This window comes from Aquimarina sp. AU474 (genome assembly GCF_900312815.1).
GTDB lineage: Bacteria > Bacteroidota > Bacteroidia > Flavobacteriales > Flavobacteriaceae > Aquimarina.
This window is the reverse complement of record NZ_OMPE01000007.1, coordinates 264382-286095: the sequence shown is the minus strand read 5'-3', so window position 1 is coordinate 286095 and position 21714 is coordinate 264382. Positions and strand designations below refer to the sequence as shown.

Annotated in this window: 16 protein-coding genes; 12 read left to right on the top strand and 4 right to left on the bottom strand. The window is 34.1% G+C overall.

Translation table 11 applies throughout. The features are described from left to right. The first annotated feature begins 238 nt into the window (after positions 1-238). Positions 239-1414 carry a GlmU family protein gene (locus DK508_RS07965; protein ID WP_109300579.1) on the top strand — a complete coding sequence of 392 codons (1176 nt, stop codon included), beginning with the start codon at positions 239-241 and terminating at the stop codon, positions 1412-1414. Here the strand turns inward: DK508_RS07965 and DK508_RS07960 are convergent. Next, positions 1411-2994 carry an ABC transporter substrate-binding protein gene (locus DK508_RS07960; protein ID WP_235016335.1) on the bottom strand — a complete coding sequence of 528 codons (1584 nt, stop codon included), beginning with the start codon at positions 2992-2994 and terminating at the stop codon, positions 1411-1413. The two genes, DK508_RS07965 and DK508_RS07960, sit on opposite strands and share 4 nt — an antisense overlap. 151 nt (positions 2995-3145) lie before the next feature. On the opposite strand from DK508_RS07960, the gene mtaB reads away from it, so the two are divergent. Continuing rightward, positions 3146-4474, top strand: coding sequence for a tRNA (N(6)-L-threonylcarbamoyladenosine(37)-C(2))-methylthiotransferase MtaB (mtaB, locus tag DK508_RS07955; protein WP_109300212.1), 1329 nt, complete (start codon positions 3146-3148; stop codon positions 4472-4474). A gap of 65 nt (positions 4475-4539) precedes the next feature. Here the strand turns inward: mtaB and DK508_RS07950 are convergent, their stop codons facing one another. Next, the gene (locus DK508_RS07950) at positions 4540-4842 is read right to left on the bottom strand and encodes a GNAT family N-acetyltransferase (RefSeq protein ID WP_109300211.1); all 303 of its coding nucleotides are present in this window, start codon (positions 4840-4842) and stop codon (positions 4540-4542) included. Positions 4843-5070: 228 nt separating this feature from the next. Here DK508_RS07950 and DK508_RS07945 point away from each other — a divergent pair, with 228 nt between their 5' ends. The 3 genes from DK508_RS07945 to DK508_RS07935 all read left to right on the top strand — a co-directional run bounded on the left by DK508_RS07945 (position 5071) and on the right by DK508_RS07935 (position 7243). Further along, the gene (locus tag DK508_RS07945; protein ID WP_370443828.1) at positions 5071-5802 is read left to right on the top strand and encodes an alpha/beta fold hydrolase; all 732 of its coding nucleotides are present in this window, start codon (positions 5071-5073) and stop codon (positions 5800-5802) included. 64 nt (positions 5803-5866) lie between these two features. Beyond that, a complete protein-coding gene (locus DK508_RS07940; protein WP_109300210.1) occupies positions 5867-6814 on the top strand; it encodes a lytic transglycosylase domain-containing protein in 948 nt (315 codons plus the stop codon). 60 nt (positions 6815-6874) lie between these two features. Continuing rightward, complete coding sequence (locus DK508_RS07935) at positions 6875-7243, top strand: sulfite exporter TauE/SafE family protein (protein ID WP_109300209.1); 369 nt, start codon at positions 6875-6877, stop codon at positions 7241-7243. An 11-nt stretch (positions 7244-7254) separates the two neighbouring features. Here DK508_RS07935 and DK508_RS07930 read toward each other — a convergent pair whose 3' ends face one another. Both DK508_RS07930 and DK508_RS07925 read right to left on the bottom strand, forming a co-directional pair. Beyond that, complete coding sequence (locus DK508_RS07930; protein WP_109300208.1) at positions 7255-8082, bottom strand: redoxin domain-containing protein; 828 nt, start codon at positions 8080-8082, stop codon at positions 7255-7257. 149 nt (positions 8083-8231) lie between these two features. Continuing rightward, positions 8232-8747, bottom strand: coding sequence for a lipopolysaccharide assembly protein LapB (locus tag DK508_RS07925; protein WP_109300207.1), 516 nt, complete (start codon positions 8745-8747; stop codon positions 8232-8234). Between the two features lie 174 nt (positions 8748-8921). Between DK508_RS07925 and rpmH the strand changes: the two genes are divergently transcribed. The 7 genes from rpmH (at position 8922) to DK508_RS07890 (ending at position 21675) form a co-directional block, all read left to right on the top strand. Further along, positions 8922-9080, top strand: coding sequence for a 50S ribosomal protein L34 (gene rpmH, locus DK508_RS07920; RefSeq protein ID WP_073314535.1), 159 nt, complete (start codon positions 8922-8924; stop codon positions 9078-9080). 104 nt (positions 9081-9184) lie between these two features. After that, complete coding sequence (carB, locus tag DK508_RS07915; protein WP_109300206.1) at positions 9185-12037, top strand: carbamoyl-phosphate synthase large subunit; 2853 nt, start codon at positions 9185-9187, stop codon at positions 12035-12037. A gap of 186 nt (positions 12038-12223) precedes the next feature. Next, complete coding sequence (locus DK508_RS07910) at positions 12224-14500, top strand: glycoside hydrolase family 3 N-terminal domain-containing protein (protein ID WP_109300205.1); 2277 nt, start codon at positions 12224-12226, stop codon at positions 14498-14500. 92 nt (positions 14501-14592) lie between these two features. Next, entirely contained in the window at positions 14593-15147 is a 555-nt protein-coding gene (locus tag DK508_RS07905; RefSeq protein WP_109300204.1) for an RNA polymerase sigma factor, read from the top strand. Positions 15148-15300: 153 nt separating this feature from the next. Next, complete coding sequence (locus DK508_RS07900; protein ID WP_109300203.1) at positions 15301-16308, top strand: FecR family protein; 1008 nt, start codon at positions 15301-15303, stop codon at positions 16306-16308. Between the two features lie 135 nt (positions 16309-16443). Then, positions 16444-19896 (top strand): TonB-dependent receptor, encoded by a 3453-nt coding sequence (locus tag DK508_RS07895; RefSeq protein ID WP_109300202.1) that lies wholly within the window; start codon positions 16444-16446, stop codon positions 19894-19896. A 12-nt stretch (positions 19897-19908) separates the two neighbouring features. Beyond that, positions 19909-21675 carry a RagB/SusD family nutrient uptake outer membrane protein gene (locus tag DK508_RS07890; RefSeq protein ID WP_109300201.1) on the top strand — a complete coding sequence of 589 codons (1767 nt, stop codon included), beginning with the start codon at positions 19909-19911 and terminating at the stop codon, positions 21673-21675. Positions 21676-21714: the final 39 nt, after the last annotated feature.

Below are 21714 nucleotides of genomic sequence, written 5' to 3'. Positions count from 1 at the left end.
GCGGTGAAACGAAGAAAAATTGTATTGCAATTAGGCTTTTGGTTGAAAATTTACTTGTCTTCGATGCGATTTTCTGTCGAAAATCACTCTTACTAACGTAAATTTCTTAAACCTAACTTTGATTCATCTTCTTTGGGAAGACAAAGAAAATGAATGACTGGTAAAATTGTAGTAATTTTGCCTGAATTTTAGTTAAACTTGTTAATTGAAAATCAACAAAATAAAAGAAAATATACCAATGAACTATATTCTTTTTGATGGGGCTTCACGCAAAGCACTACTTCCTTTTACTTATACACGGCCAGTAGCAGATATACGAATAGGTGTGCTTACCATACGTGAGAAATGGGAGAAATACTTAGGCTATACTACCTCTACCGTTACCGAAGAGTATTTGAGTGAAAAGTTCCCGATGGTGGAATTGGAAGATAATATTATGATCAATGCATCGTATTTGCCCTCCAAAAATCTTGTTAAAATTGTTAAATCGCTAGCGCCAAATCAAGCTGTTTTTGATAAGGATGAGCCTATTGCTTTTTATGTAAAAAAAGGTGAAGAAGTAGACTTTGATACCTATGATATTATCACCCTTGATCAAGATGTGCTTACAGTTAAAAATACATGGGACATATTCTCTAAAAATGATGAGGCGATCCGTCAGGATTTTGAGTTATTGACCCAAGGAAGAGAAAGCCAACCTATACCGGATAGTAATAAAGTAATTGCTCCTGATAATGTTTTTATAGAAGAAGGAGCGACATTAGAATTTACGATTCTTAATGCAAGTAATGGTCCTATATATATTGGTAAAGATGCAGAGATTATGGAAGGTAGTATTATACGCGGTCCTTTTGCTTTGTGTGATCATGCTACTATAAAAATGGGAGCAAAGATATATGGGGGGACTACAGTTGGACCGTACTCCAAAGTTGGAGGTGAGGTAAACAACTCTGTGCTATTTGGGTACTCTAATAAAGGGCATGATGGTTTCATTGGTAATACAGTACTAGGAGAGTGGTGTAATCTAGGCGCAGATACTAATACCTCGAATCTTAAAAATAATTATGCTCCTGTACGCCTGTGGAGTTACGAAACTGAAGGTTTTGCAAAAACCGGATTGCAGTTTTGTGGTTTGATGATGGGGGATCACTCAAAATGCGGGATCAATACCATGTTTAATACCGGTACTGTAGTGGGGGTGAATGCCAATATTTTTGGTGGCGGTTTTCCGCGTAATTTTATTCCTAGTTATAGTTGGGGAGGTAGTGGTGGTTTTACAACCTTTCTTACCAAAAAAGCTTTTGAGGTAGCCAAAGTAGTGATGTCTAGAAGAAAAGAAGAGTTTACAGAGCAGGACAAGGCAATTTTAGAACACGTTTTTGAAGAAACTAAAAATTGGAGAAAAAGCGATTAATTCACTTTTTTCTCTTTCCACACTCTTTTTAGAATCAAAAAGTTTTGAGGGTTATTGGTTAATCCTCTTACGTTTTTTTGTGTAAACCTTACAACCTCGTCATAGTAGAGCGGTACTATAGGGGCGTGGGCTACAATGATCGAATCCATTTTTGCATAATGTTGTTCTCGTATTTTGGTATCGGTAATCAAAAAACTTTCTTCGTACAACTTATCAAAAGTTTCATTTTTAAAATGCGTATAGTTGGGGCCGTTAGGCGTATGGTTTTTGCTATAGTATGGCGATAAAAAGTTTTCGGCATCTGGGTAATCAGCAATCCAACTGGCTCTAAAAGTATCTAATTTACCAGCCCATTTTTTTTGGCGAATAGTAGATGATGGCATCACATCTACTACAATATTGATTCCGATTTTTTCTAGCTCGCGTTGTATATACTCGCAAATACTTTGGTAATTGGCATCGGTAGCAATCCTAATAGTAGGCTCATTATCACCAGTTTCTTTTTTGTATGCTTCTACTAATTGTCTCGATTTTTCGGGATTGTAATCGTAACCCTTTATATTGTTATACCCTGGTATGCCTTTGGGGATAAACCCATTTATAGCAGGCATACCGATACCGTTTTTAAGATAGGTGATCATTTTAACTCTATCGAACCCATGGTTTACTGCTTTGCGCAGCAAGCTTGATTTAATCTCTTCTTTTTCGGTGTCTAGGTAAAACCCTAGATATTCAGAGTTTAAATAAGGTCCTTTGCTAATATTAACTCGATCTTTATAGGCATCTCTTAGTTTACCCATTGGGGTGAGTAGTTCATCTTTATATGACGCGTCTAAGCTATTAAGTAAGTCAATTTTTCCTTTGGCAAATTGTAAAAACTCACTTTGTTTATCTGGTAAAAATGTAATTGCTACAGCTTCTAGGTAGGGGAGTTGTTTTCCGTTTTTATCTTTTTCAAAATACAATTCATTTTTTCTAAAAACCAACTTTATATTTTCTTCCCATAATTTAAATTTAAAAGGCCCTGTACCTACTGGGTTAGCTCTAAATTCACTACCGTAATGGGTAACGACCTCTTTGGGAACTACAGAGCAGTAACGCATACTCATTAATCCTAAAAATGCGGGAAATGGTTTTTTGAGATGGATTTTAAAAATGGTATCGTTAACTGCATTATAGGATTCAACAGTTTTTAAGACCCAATTTCCGGGAGAAGCTACTTTAGGATCGATTAGCCGATTAAAACTATATGTAAAATCTTTTGCTGTTACCCTTCTAGTGCTATCTACACTCTTAAATTGTGGGTGTTTATGAAATTTCACATCATTTCTTAAAATGAATGTATAGTGCAGTCCATCTTCCGAGATTTCCCAACGTTTGGCGATATCTGGTATAATGTGTAAAGAATCATCTAATTGTACAAGCCCATTAAATAATTGATTTGTAGACCAAATATTAGCTACATCACGTGCAAATGCGGGGTCTAACGAACTTACATTCTCATATTGATTATACCTAAATACCAAATGATCTTTACCTTCATTGTTGCTTTTTGAACAAGATGTTAAAGTAAAGAACAAGTAAAGTGTTGTTAAGTAGCGAATTATGTAGAAAAGATGATAGTATTTCAATTTTAGTAAACGGATTATTGTTGGTATATTTGCACCCTCAAAATTTATTAAAGGTAAATATAGCGAGATTTCTATCTACACGGAAACAAGAAGAGGTTTTATGAGAAAAAAAGTTGCATTTTATACATTGGGTTGTAAGCTGAATTTTTCAGAAACATCTACTATAGCGCGAAATTTTACCGAAGAAGGTTTTGATCGTGTTGATTTTTCTGAGAATGCAGATATCTATGTGATCAATACATGTTCGGTAACCGAGAATGCTGATAAAAGGTTTAAAACGATTGTAAAACAAGCTCAAAAAGTAAATCCAGATGCTTTTGTTGCAGCAGTAGGATGCTACGCACAGTTAAAACCAAAAGAATTGGCAGATGTAGATGGTGTAGATTTGGTTTTGGGTGCTACCGAAAAATTTAAAATTACGGATTATATCCATGATCTTTCCAAAAATGATTTTGGAGAGGTACACTCTTGTGAAATCGAAGAAGCCGATTTTTATGTTGGGAGTTATTCTATAGGAGATAGGACTAGGGCTTTTTTGAAGGTGCAAGATGGTTGTGATTATAAATGTACCTATTGCACCATACCTTTGGCTAGAGGGATTTCGCGAAGTGATACGTTAGACAACGTGCTTAAAAACGCCAAAGAAATCTCGGAGAAAGGAATTAAAGAAATTGTTCTTACGGGCGTAAATATAGGAGATTACGGTAAAGGTGAGTTTGGTAATAAAAAACACGAACATACTTTTTTTGAACTTGTACAGGCACTGGACAAGGTTGATGGGATAGAGCGGTTACGGATTTCATCAATAGAACCCAATTTATTGAAAAACGAAACCATAGATTTTGTGGCAGGATCTCGTACTTTCGTTCCTCATTTTCATATCCCATTACAATCAGGTAATGACGAAATTCTTAAGTTAATGCGTCGTAGGTATATGTCTGGTTTATACGTAGATCGTGTAAATAAGATAAAAAAAGTAATGCCGCATGCTTGTATTGGTGTAGATGTTATTGTTGGATTTCCCGGTGAGACCGATGATCATTTTTTGGATACGTACAACTTTTTGTCTGAGTTAGATATATCATATCTTCATGTGTTTACATATTCTGAAAGAGATAATACTGTAGCGGCAGACCTAGATGGAGCGGTACCGATTGGAGTTCGAAAAAAGAGAAGTAAAATGCTTCGCGGGTTATCCGCTAAGAAAAGAAGGGCTTTTTATGAAAGTCAATTAAACACAGAACGAACGGTATTATTTGAATCAGAAAACAAAGAAGGGTATATTCATGGTTTTACAGAGAACTATGTGAAAGTAAAAATGCCATGGGATCCATCTTATGTAAATACACTGCATGCAGTAGCACTTACCGAGATAGATGATGACGGTATGGTAAGATTTGATTTTGTAAAAGAACGGGTTAAATCTTAATCCCATAAGGAATAAAAAAAATCCGCAACTAGGCAGATTTTCTTTATGATTTGATATAGATGGTACTATAGGTTGATCCCTACAGGTAATAGATCTTTGTATTTTCTTCGATTCTTTCTCATGAATTTTGCAATAATAGGACTTGTTGGGACTAATCTAATATTGCGTTCTTCGATTACATTAAAAACTGCAACGATAAAATCTTTCTCGTATCCTTTGTCAATTTGCTCTTCGTTCATGACAAGTTTGGTGAGGAAAATTTTCCTTTCTTGTAGTGCGTACTCAATTTTTGCTTTTTGACCGTCAATTGTAGTCTCGAATTGTCTTAGAAATTCATTATCAATAATTTCTAATGCAACATCACTCATGTTCTCCATATGTTTTAAAATTATGAGGTATTTAAATTATACACAAGGGGAAAACCCCAGTTATCTAAACACTAGTCAGGATAAAACAAATAGCATGTACGACCGCAATTATTTCACAATACTGGTACTATCTACATGTTTCCTAACTAAGATTCGTTAGTTGAAAATTCCCTTTTATAAAAATTTAACTTAGCATTTCCTTTTTTCTAAAACGGGAATACTATAATTTTGAAGTGCAAAGATAAGAAAATTAGAGCTTTAAACTTAAAATCTATTGTTAAAATACCTATGTCGCAGGATGTTAGCCATGTTTATTTTGTTCCAGGAATGGCCGCAGATGTTTCGATTTTTGAACATATAAACTTACCAGAAAATCAATTTAAAACCTATACTATTCCTTGGAAGATACCGGAGAAAAAGGAGTCTATCGAAACCTATGCTCGGCGTATGTGCGAAGAAATAACACATGAAAATGCGATACTGATAGGGGTGTCATTTGGTGGTGTAATTGTTCAGGAAATGAGCAAATATTTGCAATTAAAAAAACTCATTATTATATCCAGTGTAAAAAGCAAATTCGAGTTGCCTAAACGGATGAAAATAGCAAGAAAAACGAAGTTATACAGGTTATTGCCAACATCGGTTGTTTCTAGAATTGATAATTGGGAGAAGCTAGCTTTTGGTGATTTTGCAAAAAAAAGAGCTGCTATGTACCAACGTTATTTATCGTTAAATGATAAGACGTATTTGGACTGGGCTATAGAAAAAATGGTGTGTTGGGATCAAGAAAAACCACCAGAAGGACTTGTTCATATCCATGGTAATAAAGACATTGTTTTTCCGTTATCAAATATTCAAAATTGTATCACAGTCGATCAAGGAACGCACGTTATGATTGTGAATCGAGCGAGGTGGTTCAATAAGAATTTGCCCGAAATAATTAACGATAACTTGCAATAGTCTAACTTTTTACGTTATATTGTGACTTAAAGTTTTATTTCCCCCAATAAAATCTACTATTGAAATGAAGATGATTAGAAAAGTATTAGTTTTTTTAGGTGTACTATTCACCTTTAGTATTCTGGTAAACGCTACACAAGAAGCTCCAGAAAAACCCGTAGCCCAAGAAGTTTTAGAAGAGAACTTAGTAAATGACTACAATGTCTATGCTATTCCTATGCCCGATAACCTCAATTTTTCGGGTGAACTTGTTCCTATTGATAATCCTGATATTCGAGAAAGAATGGATAGAGAATTGTTGGTAAATACTTATTGGCAATCGAATGGATTACTTCTTTTTAAGAGAGCAAATAAATATTTCCCGATTATAGAGCCAATTCTTAAAGAACATGGTGTTCCTGATGATTTTAAATATTTGGCGGTTATAGAAAGTAGCCTAACGCAGGCTGTTTCACCGGCTAGAGCAACTGGTTTTTGGCAAATACTAAAAGGTACAGCCAAAGAATATGGCTTAGAGGTAAATCAAAATGTTGATGAGCGTTATCATATTGAAAAATCAACTGAGGTGGCTTGTAAATACCTAAAAAGTGCAAAAGAAAAATTTGGTTCTTGGACTTTGGCGGCTGCAGCATATAATGCCGGAAGAGCTGGAGTAAATAGACAATTGGACAGACAAAACGCTTCTTCATATTATGACCTTTTGTTAGGTGAAGAAACTGGGCGTTATGTGTTTAGAATTGTAGCAGTAAAAGAAATCATTAGCAATCCTAAAAAATATGGATTTAACTTCAGTAAAGAAGACTTATATAAGCACATACCTACGTTTAATGTGTTAGTCGACGAGCCTATTGCAGATTTTAATGAGTTTGCTAAGCTGCATGATATCAATTACAAAATTCTTAAGCTACATAATCCTTGGCTTAGAGAAGCACATTTAAATAACAATACAGGAAAGGAATATCTTGTGAAAATACCAAGAGAAGGATATTACAAAACTACTACCGGTCAGTAGATAGTTGAATATATTTTATTTCGAGTTTTTTACTTAAGTTAGCTACTTATATGACATGATATGAATATAAGTGTGTTTATTTCTTTGATCTTAATCGGTTTATTAGCAGGTTTTTTTAGCGGTACTTTAGGAATAGGAGGTAGCGTGGTTATGATCCCGTTAATGTTGATATGGTTGAATTTCTCGCAACATCAGGCCCAAGGAACTAGTCTAGCTGTTTTGGCCGTCCCGGTTACTTTATTGGCAGCTTATAATTATTATCAAGAAGGACATGTAAACTGGAAATATGCGGCAATAATAGCAGTAACCTTTATTGTAGGAGGCTATTTAGGAAGTAAACTTGCGATTTCAATCAATCAGGTATTGCTTAAAAAAATATTTGGTGGTATTCTTTTATTAGTGGCCTTAAAGATGATTTTTGGCAAATGAACTTTAAACAACTAGTTGTTATTGTTTAAAGAATCTTTTTCTCTTTTATACCTCTCATATTCCTCATCAATCCTTCTTTCTTCTGCAGTACGACCATCTTCACCTATTTCATCATCCTTGTCATTCGTTTTATTTTCTACAGATTCTGTATCAGGATTAAGTAGCCCTTTAGCATCAAGATCTGCAATAATAAGGGATACTCCTTTGGATAAAGAATTGAAATGTATATTGTATGAATTACTAAGTGTTTCACTAGAATGATGCGTTTCAATTTTTTGAATATTCAAAACCTTTTTCTCTTCATCCATAAAATACATCATAGGAAAACCTAATGCATGTTTTAGTTTATTAACGATATATGAATCCTGATTGGTTTTTTCGTCTACATATACCAGTTTAATATTTTTAGTGTATTCACTACTTTTATCTTTTAAATTTTCTTTGGTGTCCCAAAACAATACGATAAAGTCAATCTGATCATGAAATCTATCTGCCAAATCATTAAGCGCAGGAATTTCTCCTACTCCAGGAACACACCATGCAGCATATGTTATAAGGAATAACGGTTTCTCGTATTCATTAAAGGTGATAGGTTCTTCTTTTATGGTGTTTATCGTAAAATCATCCATATACGTTCCGTTAAGATGATTTGTAACCAAAGAGTCAAATAAGTGTTTTGCACGCTCTAGATCGCTTTGTCTATACGCGTCATCCATTTTTTGATTATACTTTACGATATGTGCTGATATGGCGGTAGAAAAAGGAATTCTAATTTCTTCTTGAGCATGTAAATTGCTGCAAAATGAAAGCAGTATTCCAAGAATTAATAATTTTTTCATTATAAAATAATTACGATAGCTAATGTACTATAAAGTCTTTAAAAAACCCTTTTTTGCAATAAAAACTTATGTTCCTTACTCTTTACTTCAAAAGCATTGGGTATCCTTAAACTTTGTAGATAACGTAATAATATAAGCAATTAGTGTGCCTAGATTTTCTTCATTTGCTGTTTCATCATTGTGATTTGATCTTTCAGCATATTATGCTTATCTAATTTTTTGGCTTCTGTCAATAACATTTGGGCTTCTCTCTTTCTTCTTTTGGTCATGGCAATCCCTGCAAGATTTAACTTAGCCACTGCAAGATCCTGATTCATCGATAAACCTAATTTGATGGCTTTTTTCAGGTATTTTTCGGCTTGCGTTATATTAGTTTGCGATAACATGATACCTAATAGGTAGTTGTAATACCCTTGTTGTTTAACAGTTAAAGCGGTCTCAGGGTTTTTGATTTTGTCCAACCATTTTTTGGCACCTTCAAAATCTTGTTTTCTTAATCGTAAGAAGGCAAGAAGAATTAATTCATTTTTAAAGTATAAAAAAACAAAAATTAACGATAACAAAATGAGCATAATCCCATTACCGATATATCCCTCTACTATTTGCCAAACGGCAACTCCGATTACTAATACTGCAATTATTAATTTTATATTTTTATTGTACATTGAAATGGTTTATTTTTAAAGTCGCGGCAAAGGTAATAAAAACAAATAAAAATATTTTGATATTTCGGTTTGTCAAAGTAAAAACTCTTCGTATATTTGCCCGCAGTTTTGGGGAGCGATTCTCGAAATAAATAAAATTAGATATATCAAGAAGATAGATAAAGATAGATAACAATGAAAAGAACGTTTCAACCATCGAAGAGAAAGAGAAAAAATAAACACGGTTTCAGAGAGCGTATGGCTTCTGTAAATGGTAGAAAGGTATTAGCTAGAAGAAGAGCTAAAGGAAGAAAGAAGTTATCTGTTTCTTCAGAATTAAGACATAAGCACTAATGATAATGTGTTTTTTAAAATATTAAAGGTGTTACTTTATAGGTAACGCCTTTTTTTATATCTCAATCATAAATTATTTAAGTAAATAGCAATACTTTTTTTACATGCCTAAAAACGAAAAACTCAAGAGTATACTGATAATAGGGTCTGGACCAATAGTGATAGGTCAGGCTTGTGAATTTGATTATTCTGGAACGCAAGCATTACGTTCGTTAAGAGAAGATGGAATTGAAACTATATTAATCAATTCTAATCCGGCAACTATCATGACTGACCCTTCGATGGCGGATCATGTATATCTAAAGCCATTAAACACTAAATCAATTATTGAAATCCTTAAGGAGCACCCTCAAATTGATGCAGTATTGCCTACTATGGGAGGTCAAACGGCATTAAATCTTTGTATTGAGGCGGATGAAAAAGGTATTTGGAAAGATTTTAATGTTGATATTATAGGGGTAGATATTGATGCTATTAATATCACTGAGGATCGCGAACAGTTTAGAGAATTGATGCTTAAAATAGGTATCCCTATGGCACCGCAAGCAACAGCTAACTCGTACCTTAAAGGAAAAGAAATTGCCCAAGAATATGGTTTTCCTTTGGTGATTAGAGCTTCCTATACGCTAGGAGGAGCTGGAGCTTCTATTGTGCATAAAGAAGAAGACTTTGATGAATTGTTGACTAGAGGGTTGGAGATTTCTCCAATTCATGAGGTGATGATTGATAAAGCTTTATTAGGGTGGAAAGAATATGAGTTAGAGTTGCTTAGAGATAATAATGATAATGTAGTTATTATTTGTACGATAGAAAATATGGATCCTATGGGAATCCATACAGGGGATTCTATTACTGTTGCACCGGCAATGACTCTTAGCGATAAGACTTTCCAACGTATGCGTGATATGGCAATACATATGATGCGTAGTATAGGGGATTTTGCAGGAGGATGTAACGTACAGTTTGCAGTAAGTCCTGATGAAAATGAAGATATTATAGCGATCGAAATCAATCCAAGGGTGTCAAGATCCTCGGCATTGGCATCAAAAGCTACAGGATATCCAATTGCAAAAGTTGCTGCAAAACTTGCTATAGGATACAACCTAGATGAATTAGATAACCAAATTACAAAGTCTACTTCTGCATTATTTGAACCTACAATAGATTATGTGATTGTTAAAATTCCTAGATGGAATTTTGATAAGTTCGAAGGTTCAGATCGTACTTTAGGATTACAGATGAAGTCTGTAGGTGAAGTAATGGCAATTGGTAGATCTTTTCAAGAAGCACTGCACAAGGCAACTCAATCTTTAGAAATTAAAAGAAATGGATTAGGAGCAGATGGTAAAGGATATAAAAACTATGATCAAATCATAGATAAACTTACCCACGCGAGTTGGGATAGAGTGTTTGTGATTTATGATGCCATACAAATTGGAATTCCTCTAAGTAGGATTCATGAAATCACCAAAATAGATATGTGGTTCTTAAAACAATATGAAGGGTTATATAATCTAGAAAAAGAAATTTCTACCTATACCATACAATCGCTTACCAAAGATCTTATACTGGAAGCAAAACAAAAAGGATTTGCCGATAGACAAATAGCTCATATGGTTGGGTGTTATGAGAGTGAGGTTTATACTAAAAGAGATAAACTTGGTGTAAAAAGAGTATATAAATTGGTTGATACTTGTGCAGCAGAATTTAAAGCTCAAACACCATATTTTTACTCAACTTTTGAAGCAGAAATAGAAACTCCTGATGGAGAAATTTCTGTATCTAATGAAAGTATTGTTACCGATAAAAAGAAAATTGTTGTTTTAGGTTCAGGACCTAATAGAATTGGACAAGGAATAGAATTTGATTATTGTTGCGTACATGGTGTTTTGGCATCGGCAGAGTGTGGATACGAAACGATTATGATCAATTGTAATCCTGAAACAGTTTCTACAGATTTTGATACTGCAGACAAACTATATTTTGAACCTGTATATTGGGAGCATATCTATGATATCATTAGACATGAGAAACCTGAAGGGGTGATTGTTCAACTAGGAGGTCAAACGGCCTTAAAACTAGCTGAGAAATTAGATCGTTACGGGGTCAAAATCATTGGTACAAGTTATCAATCCTTGGATCTTGCAGAAGATAGAGGTCATTTCTCAAAATTATTACAAGATAATAATATTCCTTACCCAGAATTTGATATTGCTGAAACTGCAGACGAAGCACTAGCGGTTGCAGATAAATTGGATTTCCCAATTTTGGTAAGACCATCCTATGTGCTTGGTGGTCAAGGAATGAAAATTGTTATCAATAAGCAAGAGTTAGAAGAGCATGTAGTTGATTTACTGCGCAAAATACCAAATAATAAACTTTTGTTGGATCATTATCTTGATGGAGCAATTGAAGCAGAAGCAGATGCTATTTGCGATGGCGAAAATGTATACATTATAGGTATTATGGAGCATATTGAGCCATGTGGAATTCACTCAGGAGATTCAAATGCTACTTTGCCTCCTTTTAATCTAGGAGAATTTGTGATGCAACAAATTAAAGATCATACGCACAAGATTGCGTTGGCATTAAATACTGTTGGTTTGATCAATATCCAATTTGCTATTAAAGATGATATGGTATATATCATCGAAGCTAACCCAAGAGCATCTAGAACAGTACCTTTTATTGCTAAAGCTTATGGAGAGCCATATGTAAACTATGCAACAAAAGTAATGCTAGGAGAGAAAAAGGTTACTGATTTTGATTTTAAACCTCATTTAGAAGGGTATGCTATTAAACAACCAGTATTTTCATTTAACAAGTTTCCGAATGTAAATAAGAAACTAGGACCAGAAATGAAAAGTACAGGAGAGAGCATTTTGTTTATAGATGATCTTAAAGATGATCAATTTTATGACTTATATGCTAGACGTAAAATGTATTTGAGTAAGTAGTTTTACTTTTTTTAATAAAATAATTAAGAACCGGATCGCCCAAAGCGATTCGGTTTTTTTATGAATTTACATAATTTTTTAAGTGTTTTTTTAAATAAAAATGAAAATAAGGCAGTAATTATTGTCTATGTTTCATAAAGTTGATCCTCATTATAAGAAGTACCCGGAAATTAATTTTATATTGATATGAAAATCAATGCATTTCTCACTATGCTAATAAGTGTAACTCTATTTTCTTCATGTTCTTTTAAAAAAGAAGATCTGCAATCTGTAGATCCTATAGATATCAAAGTGTCTAAACTATTATCTAGTATGACGCTAGAGGAAAAAATAGGGCAGATGACACAAATCACTATTACGGCATTAGAGAAAAATGGAGCTCCAGGGGTATTGGATAAAAATAAACTAAAAGAAGCAATCCATAAATATAAAATTGGATCTATACTCAATGTTCCTAATCCAGGGGCGCCCAAACCCAAAAGGTGGGATGAGATTTTAAACGAAATTTTAGAAGAAACGAATCAGACAGATAAAAAAATTCCTATAATTTATGGTATAGATGCTGTGCATGGATCTAGTTATACAGATGGAGCCGTATTGTTTCCGCAGCAGATAGGTATGGCCGCAACATGGGATACTCAATTGGTAGAAAAGTGTAGTGCGATTTCGGCTTATGAAACTAGAGCATCTGCTATACCTTGGGTTTTTTCTCCTGACCTTGATTTACCAAGAAATCCAAACTGGTCTCGATTATGGGAATCCTTCGGAGAAGATTCTTATTTGTCATCCGAGATGGGAGTGGCTATGGTGAGAGGTTTTCAAGGGGATGATGTAGGTGCTTCTGATAAAGTAGCGGCATGTGTAAAACATTATATTGGTTATGGTAGCCCACCTACCGGAAAAGACAGAACACCGAGCATAATTCCAGAACGAATATTAAAACAGTACGACCTTCCTATTTTTGCCAAAAGTATAGAGGCAGGTGCTAAGAGCGTAATGATAAGTTCTGGAGAAATTAATGGAACACCAGTGCATGCAAGTAAAAAACTTATTACTGATGTTTTAAAAAACGAATTAGATTTTAAAGGGTTTGTGGTTACAGATTGGCAGGATATTATTTACCTGCATACGAGGCATAAGATTGCGGCAACAATGCGGGAAGCTGTAAAAAAGTCAGTAATGGCAGGTATAGATATGAGTATGGTACCTGATAATTATACTTTTTTTGAAGAATTATTTTCTTTGGTAAGCGATGGTGAAGTACCTATGTCGCGAATCGATGATGCAGTGGGTAGAATTTTAAAAGTAAAATTTGAGTTAGACTTATTTAGAACACCAGTAACACATCCTGAAGATTATCCGGATTTTGGTTCGTCGTCATCGGTTGCAATGTCTTATATATCGGCATCAGAATCGATTACTTTATTAAAGAATGTAGGTAATACCTTGCCTTTGCCTAAAGAAAAGAAAGTGTTGGTTACTGGTCCAACGGCTAATAGTATGAAGTCTCTTAATGGCGGGTGGTCATATACCTGGCAAGGAGAAAAAAGTGACCAGTATCAAGAGGATAAATTTACAATCCTTGAAGCCTTTCAAAATAAAATTGGAGAACAAAATGTGTTATATGCTCCAGGAGTTTCGATTTTCGAAGAAATAGATATTGCAAAGTCAGTTTCGTTAGCCAAAAAAGTCGATTATGTTATTTTATGTCTTGGTGAGCATAATTATACTGAAACTCCTGGAGATATTAACGATTTAACTATTACAGAACCTCAGGTTAAGTTGGCAAAAGCACTGGCTAAATTAGGGAAACCTATTATTCTGGTTCTTAATGAAGGCCGACCAAGAATCATTAATGAATTCGAGCATGAAATGAATGCTGTGTTACAGTGTTACCTTCCAGGTAGCGAAGGAGGTAGAGCCTTAGTGGATATCGTTTATGGAGATGTTAATCCTAGCGGAAAATTGCCATATAATTACCCTAGATATACGAATTCATTACAGAAATATAATAGAAAATATACGGAAAGTTTGGGAGATAATGAGCAAAACGATGATGCTGATTATCAAAAAAGTTATAATCCCCAATATGAATTTGGTCATGGATTATCGTATACTTCTTTTGAGTATAAAAACTTAAGTTTTGATAAGATATTTATAAAAAAAGAAGATGTAGTCGAGGTAAAGGTTGATGTTCAAAACGTGGGAGTAAAAACGGGTAAAGAAGTAGTGCAACTGTATATTAGTGATTTGTATGCGAGTATAACTCCCGAGGTAAAAGTGTTGAAAAGATTCAAAAAAATAGAGCTTCAACCAGGAGAAGTAAAATCAGTTTCGTTTACCATAGACCTTGATGATCTAAAATTTGTTGATGAAAATAATGAATGGATAGCCGAAAGTGGTGAGTTTGAAATCACTATAAATAAACTTGCTAAAAAAATTGTTTTGGAAAAAGAGTTATAAACGTTTTTAATTATATTTATGTTAATTTACTAATAAAGATCTAAGCGCACGATTAAATTTTTAGGAATATACGAATACACAAATAAGTTCAAATGCAATCCACCAAAAATGTAGATTCTATTTTATGGGCAAAAGTTAAATTAGGAGATTTAGATGCTTTTAATCAGCTTTATGATAACTATGTAGACAAGCTATATGCGTTTGGTATACAACATACCAACGATAAAGACTATGTCATGGATTGCATACATGACCTGTTTTTGGATATTTATAAATACAGAAAAAAACTGTCAGATGTAGATAATGTGAAATTTTACCTGTTTAAATCTTTGAAAAGGAAAATAAACAGAAAATTTAAATCTAAGATCAGATTTTTTTCTACCGAGGATAACAAAAACGAAATTAGATCTGTAAATGCGTCTGTTGAGGAATCTATTATTCAAACAGAAAACTCTAAAGAAATTAGTGCTAAACTTTCGTTGGCCATGTGTTCTCTTTCTAATAAGCAAAGAAGAGGGCTATCACTAAAATTTGATGAAAAAAAATCCTACGAAGAAATTGCTGCAATTTTAGGAATCTCTATAGAATCTGTTCGAACACTTATCTACCGGGCGGTAAAAAAACTACGAAACGAAATAGAAGTATAAAAAAATAAAAAATCACGTTTTTTTTGTCTATACCTGTTGAGTCTGATGCTTTTATACAATATAGAACCTACGGTTTGACATTATATAAACAAATCAATATCAAGATGTTCTTATGAAAAAGAAAAATAATTTAATGTATTTAATATCCCCAAGATGTTAACTGAAAAAGAAAAACAATTTCTAAAAAGTAGGATTAATACCTCTGTCGATAAATATCGAAGAAAGAAGAAAAGGAAAAGATTTGCGCTGGCTCTTGGTACTGCTGCTGCTGTTTCATTACTAGTGGTGTCTGTGACCTACCAGAATAGTTTTAATAATTCTTCAAAAATTAAAAACTTCGTAGATGTTAATAAAGTTGATATTAACAAAGAAGGAGATGTTAAGCTAGTACTTAGTAATAAAGAAGAAGTGAAAATATCAGAAAGAGTTTCTAGTATATCATACTCAAGTTCTGGAAATCAGGTTGATATAAATAACTCAAAAAAGGTTGAACAACGCTCTGAAGATAGCTTTAATACGATTATTGTACCGTATGGGAAACGAACGAAAATAACGTTGTCTGAAGGAACTAAAGTATGGCTTAATTCGGGATCAAAGTTAACGTATCCAGTAGCGTTTAATGGTGATAAAAGAGAAGTCCATTTGGTAGGAGAAGCGATTTTTGATGTAAGACATGATAAAGAAAAACCATTTTATGTAATTACGAATGATTACGATATTAAAGTATTGGGTACCGTGTTTAATGTGAGTAGTTATGAAGATGATTCATATACCAGTACTGCTTTAGAAAGAGGGAAGGTAGAAATAAAATATTCTGACAATTCTATTTTTGGGAAATCTAAAATAAAAATTACACCAGGTACCTTGGCAGTATATAATAATAAAAATAATACACTTCGCAGTAGTACGGTGGATGTTACGAAATATATGTCATGGCGTGATGGGAAATTTATTTTCAAAAAACAAAAGCTAGATGTGATTGTGAAAAAATTATCTAGATATTATAATGTTCAGATCCTTATACAAAGTGAAGAGTTGCAAGCAGAAACTTTTTCGGGACATTTGGACTTAAAGGATAGTATTGAAAAAGTGCTAGAGGTATTAAAAGAAACTACCGATTTAAAATATAAAAAGGAAAATGGCAAAATTGTAATTAACTAAAACACACAAATTATATGAAACAATAAATAACCACCCATTTATTTTATAAAAAAAAGTCAGAAAATGCGGCAACATTTTCTGACCTAAGTCAAAATATTGCGATAACGCAATACTTAATGTATAAAAAACAAAATTATGAATAAAAAAGCTAACTGTCTTTCTTTTTCATCTAAAAAGAGGACATTCAATTTTTTATTAACTATTATGAGAGTTTTTATTTTATTCCTGTGTCTCGGACTAACAAGCGCTTACGCTTATAACTCTTATTCGCAAACAAAACTAAATGTTAATGTAAAAAATGGAACTTTAGAAGATCTGTTTGATCAGATTCATTCACAAAGTGAATTTATATTTTTTTATAAAGATGAGGTTATAAAGACTAACCATAAAGTAACACTCAATCTTAAGCAGTCTACAGTTATTGAAATTTTAAACAAGGCGTTTCAAAAGACAAACCTTACTTACAAAATAATTGATCGGCAAATTGTTATTTCTAAACAAAAAAAAGAAGTAGGCACGAAAACGTTTTCAGAACCCGAAGAAATTATTCAGAGTTTAATGAATGGTGTTGTTGTAACATCAAATGGATCTCCATTGCCGGGTGCTAGTGTAATTGTTAAGGGTACAAATAGAGGAACCCAAACTGATTTTGATGGTAAATATTCTTTAGAAGTAGCTAACGGAGAAACATTGGTATATTCTTATATAGGTTTTGTAACGAAAGAAGTTGTATTTTCTGGCCAGGCTACTGTGGATATAACACTTATAGAGGATGCAAGCGAATTAAGTGAAGTTATTGTTACAGGGTATACAAGACAAAGTGCACGAAATATTACTGGCTCTGTTAGTATCGTACAATCAGAAGCTATTGCAGCAACTACTCCTGCTAGTATTGAACAAGCATTACAAGGCCAGGCCGCTGGTGTTACAGTAGGTGTTGAAGGTGGACCTGGAGGAAACTCTGCGGTACGTATTAGAGGGTATGGAACCATTAATGGTAATGATCCACTGTATGTTATTGATGGTGTACAAACAGGACAAGGTTTAAATGATTTGAATCCTGGTGATATAAAATCAATTCAAATTTTGAAAGATGCAGCAGCTGCATCAATTTATGGTATTGGCGCTGCAAATGGGGTAATCGTGATTACTACAAAAAACGGTAATAGAAATAATAAAGTTACTTTTAGCTATAATGCGCTAACAGGTATTGATTTTATACCTGATTCTGTATTTCCTGAGTTCGCTACGCCGCAACAAATAGCGGATGCTAGATGGCAAGCACTTACAAATGATGGACAAGCACTTTCTCACCCTCAATATGGATCAGGTGCAAATCCTGTATTGCCAGATTACATATTACCAGAAGGAGTTTCAGGAAATGTTGATGAAAGCACGTATAGCTTTCCTAATAATAGAATAACAAGAGCAAATAAAACAGGAACAGATTGGTTTGATGCATTTTTTGATGCGGCTTTTGTACAGCAACATAATATATCAGCAAATGGAGGAGGAGAAAACTCTAAACTATATATTGGGTTAGGGTTATTAGATCAAGAAGGAGTTGGTAGAGCTACTAGTTTTGAACGTTATAATTTAAGAGTAAATTCTGAATTTGATATTACAGATCGTTTTAGAATTGGAGAGGCCGTAAATGTATCATACTCTGAAAGAATAGGAATCTTGGATCCAGTAGGAAGTTCTCGTAATCAAGATAATGAAGGTCAAATTGCTTCACTTTACAGAAGTAATCCGTTGATCCCTGTTTTTGACGTAGGAGGAAATTATGCAGGTACGGCATCTATTGGTGGTGTAGGTAATGCTTCTAATCCAATTGGTCAAGCAGATAGAAATGCTAATAACCCAACCGAGACTATTAGAGCACTTGGATCGGTATATGTAGAGTATGATATTATAGACGGATTGTCTTTAAAATCAACATTTACAGCAGATATGAGTAGTTCAAACTTCACCTTTTTTAGACCTGTAGATGTTGAGAATTCTGCCGCAAGACAAGTAAATTTATTAAGAGAAACATCAACCGATGTAATCAATACCAACTGGTACAATATTTTACAATACAATAAGACTATAGGCGGAGTACATAATATTGATGCTTTTGTAGGAACAGAATTTAAGAAGAATAGATTTGATCAATTTTTTGCGCAGATCACAGATTTCTTACAGGATACACCTGATTTTACATTCTTAAGTGCCGGTACAGGAACACAGACTGTTGGTAGTGGGCAATCAAAATCATCTAGTTTTTCTGTTTTTGGAAAAATAGATTATACTTATGACGATAAGTATTTGTTGAGTGCTACAGTAAGACAAGATCAATCTTCTTTATTTGAAGGAGGAAATCAAGATGCTGTTTTTCCAGCATTTAGTTTAGGATGGAGAATGTCTAGCGAAGGTTTCTTAGAAGATTCTTCAATAGTGAATAACTTGTTACTTAAGTTTAGCTGGGGGCAAGTAGGAAATAATTCGGTACCAGCTTTTAGGGGTGTAACCTCATTTGCTTCCAATTTGAATTTTTATAATTATAATGGAGAAACAGGATTTTTCTTATCTAATATTGGAGACCCTAATTTAACATGGGAAACCACTACGACCACAAACTTTGGTTTATCGGCATCTTTATTTGATAATAGATTTGGTGTTGATCTAGACGTATATAATGCAGTTACTAAGGATATGCTTCTTGCAGTACCTGTTGATCCTACAGTATTTGGTAATACTATTGGTTCTATTTTTAGAAACTTTGGTCAAATGACCAATACAGGTTTTGATCTAGGCCTTAAGTATTCAAATCGAGCAGATAGAGCTTTTTCTTATTCAATAGGATTAAATGTATCGCATTATAAAAACGAAGTTGACTTCTTAGATGAAAACAACTTGGATCAAGTTATTGCAAATCCAACTTTGGGGTCGCAAACACGATTTGAAACTACTAATACTCTTGCAGGAGAGCCTATTTCTTCTTTTGTTGGGTTTACCTGGGAAGGAATTGATCCAAATACAGGGAGAGCTATTATTACCGGTGATGCGAGAGATATTATAGGTAATCCTCACCCAGACTTTACTTATGGGATAAATTTTGACGCAGAGTATAAAAACTTTGATTTATCACTTCTTTTTCAAGGTTCGCAAGGAAATGATATTTATAATTTGACAAGATTCTGGACGGATTTTTCAAATTTTGAAGGAGCGAGAAGTTTGGATTACATACAAAACTCTTGGACACCTACGAATACAGGCGGTACATTACCAGCTTTCACACTAAGTGCTGATGAATCAGTAGGTTCTTCATATTATATTGAAGATGGTTCTTATGTAAGACTTAAAAATATAGCCATTGGATATACTCTTGGTAATACAATTAGCTCTAAGTTAAATGTTGATAAAATTAGAATCTTTTTACAAGGGAAAAATTTAATTACCATCACTGACTATAGTGGTTTAGATCCAGAAATTAATCTATCGAACTATACCAATCAACAACAAGCCAATTTAGAAATTGGAGTTGATAGAGGAGCTTACCCCGTTTCAAGATCAGTGAACATGGGATTGAACGTTTCATTTTAAAAAAAAATTGTAATGATTAAGATATTAAAATTTTCAAAAACCAAACGAATCCTTATAGTGATTTGTATTTTATTACAGATAGGGGTTGTATTTCAATCATGTAAGGATGAATTAGAGATTCCCCTTCAAGGGCAATTGAGTGAAGATGTTATTGTGTTTGATAGTGGTTGGGTTAGTTCTCAATTAACTGCAGCATATGGTATGTTAGATTTAAACGTATCAACATCAGATCCGTGGAGATCTGACCCTTCTCATTGGATTTATGGAGAAGTAGCATCTGATAATGCATACAAGGGGAGTGATCCGGGAGATCAACCTATTATTGATAATGTTGAGGCTTATAGAGCCTTATCCACCGAAAATAGTTACTATGGATTTTTATGGAATGCAATTTTTGAAGGAGTTGCGCGAAGTAACGAGGCCATACGTGGTGCACAAACGGGATTAGAGAATGGAGACTTAACAGCTGCAGAATCTGCTCAGTTTGTTGCAGAAGGAAGATTCTTAAGAGCACATTATCATTTTGAAGCAAAGAAAATATGGGGTAAAATACCTTATATTGATGAAACTGTTACAGAGTCTCAAACCAATGAAAATATAGATTCTTGGGCCTTGATAGAAGCAGATTTTCAATTTGCGATAGATAACCTTCCTGAAACTTCAAGATTTGTTGGTGCAGCAAATAGTTGGGCAGCAAAGGCGTACATAGCAAAAGCTCATATGTATCAGTTAGATTATGCTTCGGCAACACCAGTGCTTGATGATGTTATTAATGCAGGACCTTATAGTCTTACTGCAAAATATTCGGATAACTTTAATGCAGCTACAAAAAATTCTAGCGAATCAATATTCGCAGTTCAGCATACGGTTGATGACGGTGCTTCTCAAGATGATAATGGTACTTGGGGGCAAGCGCTTAATTTTCCTAATGGTGCTCCGGTAGGAACAACAGGTGGAGCTTGCTGTGGTTTTTTCCAACCTTCGCAAAACCTTGTAAATGCATATAAAACAGATGCTGCAGGTTTACCGTTATTAGATACATTTAATGATGTAGATGTAACTAATGATGATGGTATTGCTTCTGATGCAGCTTTTACACCTTATACTGGGGAATTAGACCCTAGATTAGATTGGAAAGTTGGACGTAGAGGTATAGACTTTAATGGTTGGGGAATTATGCCAGGACAATCCTGGATTAGAAACCCTGCAAACGGAGGGCCGTACTTGCAAAAAATTTCTGTATTTAGAGAAAGCCAATTCGAAGATGCAACTATAGATGCTCCTAGTGCATGGGCACCTGCAGTAAGTGCAATAAACACTAATGTCATTAGGTTTGCAGAAATACTTTTATGGCGAGCAGAAATTATGGCCGCAATGGGGCAAGGTGATCTTGGAGTATCTTTGGTAGATAGAGTACGAATGCGTGCTACTAATATGGAAGATTTTGTTAGAGAAGTAGATGCAGATGGGATGCCAACAGCAACGCCAGCAGCCAATTATGTAATTAGTACGTATGGTACTTTTACAGGTCAAGATCAAGCTATTAGAGCAGTTGCTCATGAGTATAGAATCGAAACAGCTTTAGAAGGACATCGTTTCTTTGATTTGGTAAGAAGAGGAGAAGCAACTAATGTGCTTACAAGTTATTTAACTGAAGAGTCTACAAAAAGAACACATCTAGGTGGTGTGTCTTTTGCACCAAGAAGCGTTGTATATCCAATTGCACAAAGTGTAATAGATGTAAGTGGAGGTGTTATTAAACAAAATGATGGTTATTAAATTATTTTAGTTTGAATTGTTTTATAAAAACAGTATGTT

Coding starts and splice junctions, on each gene's coding strand:
- DK508_RS07965 (WP_109300579.1), top strand. CDS start 239: ATGAACTATATTCTTTTTGATGGGGCTTCACGCAAAGCACTACTTCCT.
- mtaB (WP_109300212.1), top strand. CDS start 3,146: ATGAGAAAAAAAGTTGCATTTTATACATTGGGTTGTAAGCTGAATTTT.
- DK508_RS07950 (WP_109300211.1), bottom strand. CDS start 4,842: ATGAGTGATGTTGCATTAGAAATTATTGATAATGAATTTCTAAGACAA.
- DK508_RS07940 (WP_109300210.1), top strand. CDS start 5,867: ATGAAGATGATTAGAAAAGTATTAGTTTTTTTAGGTGTACTATTCACC.
- DK508_RS07935 (WP_109300209.1), top strand. CDS start 6,875: ATGAATATAAGTGTGTTTATTTCTTTGATCTTAATCGGTTTATTAGCA.
- DK508_RS07930 (WP_109300208.1), bottom strand. CDS start 8,082: ATGAAAAAATTATTAATTCTTGGAATACTGCTTTCATTTTGCAGCAAT.
- DK508_RS07925 (WP_109300207.1), bottom strand. CDS start 8,747: ATGTACAATAAAAATATAAAATTAATAATTGCAGTATTAGTAATCGGA.
- rpmH (WP_073314535.1), top strand. CDS start 8,922: ATGAAAAGAACGTTTCAACCATCGAAGAGAAAGAGAAAAAATAAACAC.
- carB (WP_109300206.1), top strand. CDS start 9,185: ATGCCTAAAAACGAAAAACTCAAGAGTATACTGATAATAGGGTCTGGA.
- DK508_RS07910 (WP_109300205.1), top strand. CDS start 12,224: ATGAAAATCAATGCATTTCTCACTATGCTAATAAGTGTAACTCTATTT.
- DK508_RS07905 (WP_109300204.1), top strand. CDS start 14,593: ATGCAATCCACCAAAAATGTAGATTCTATTTTATGGGCAAAAGTTAAA.
- DK508_RS07900 (WP_109300203.1), top strand. CDS start 15,301: ATGTTAACTGAAAAAGAAAAACAATTTCTAAAAAGTAGGATTAATACC.
- DK508_RS07895 (WP_109300202.1), top strand. CDS start 16,444: ATGAATAAAAAAGCTAACTGTCTTTCTTTTTCATCTAAAAAGAGGACA.
- DK508_RS07890 (WP_109300201.1), top strand. CDS start 19,909: ATGATTAAGATATTAAAATTTTCAAAAACCAAACGAATCCTTATAGTG.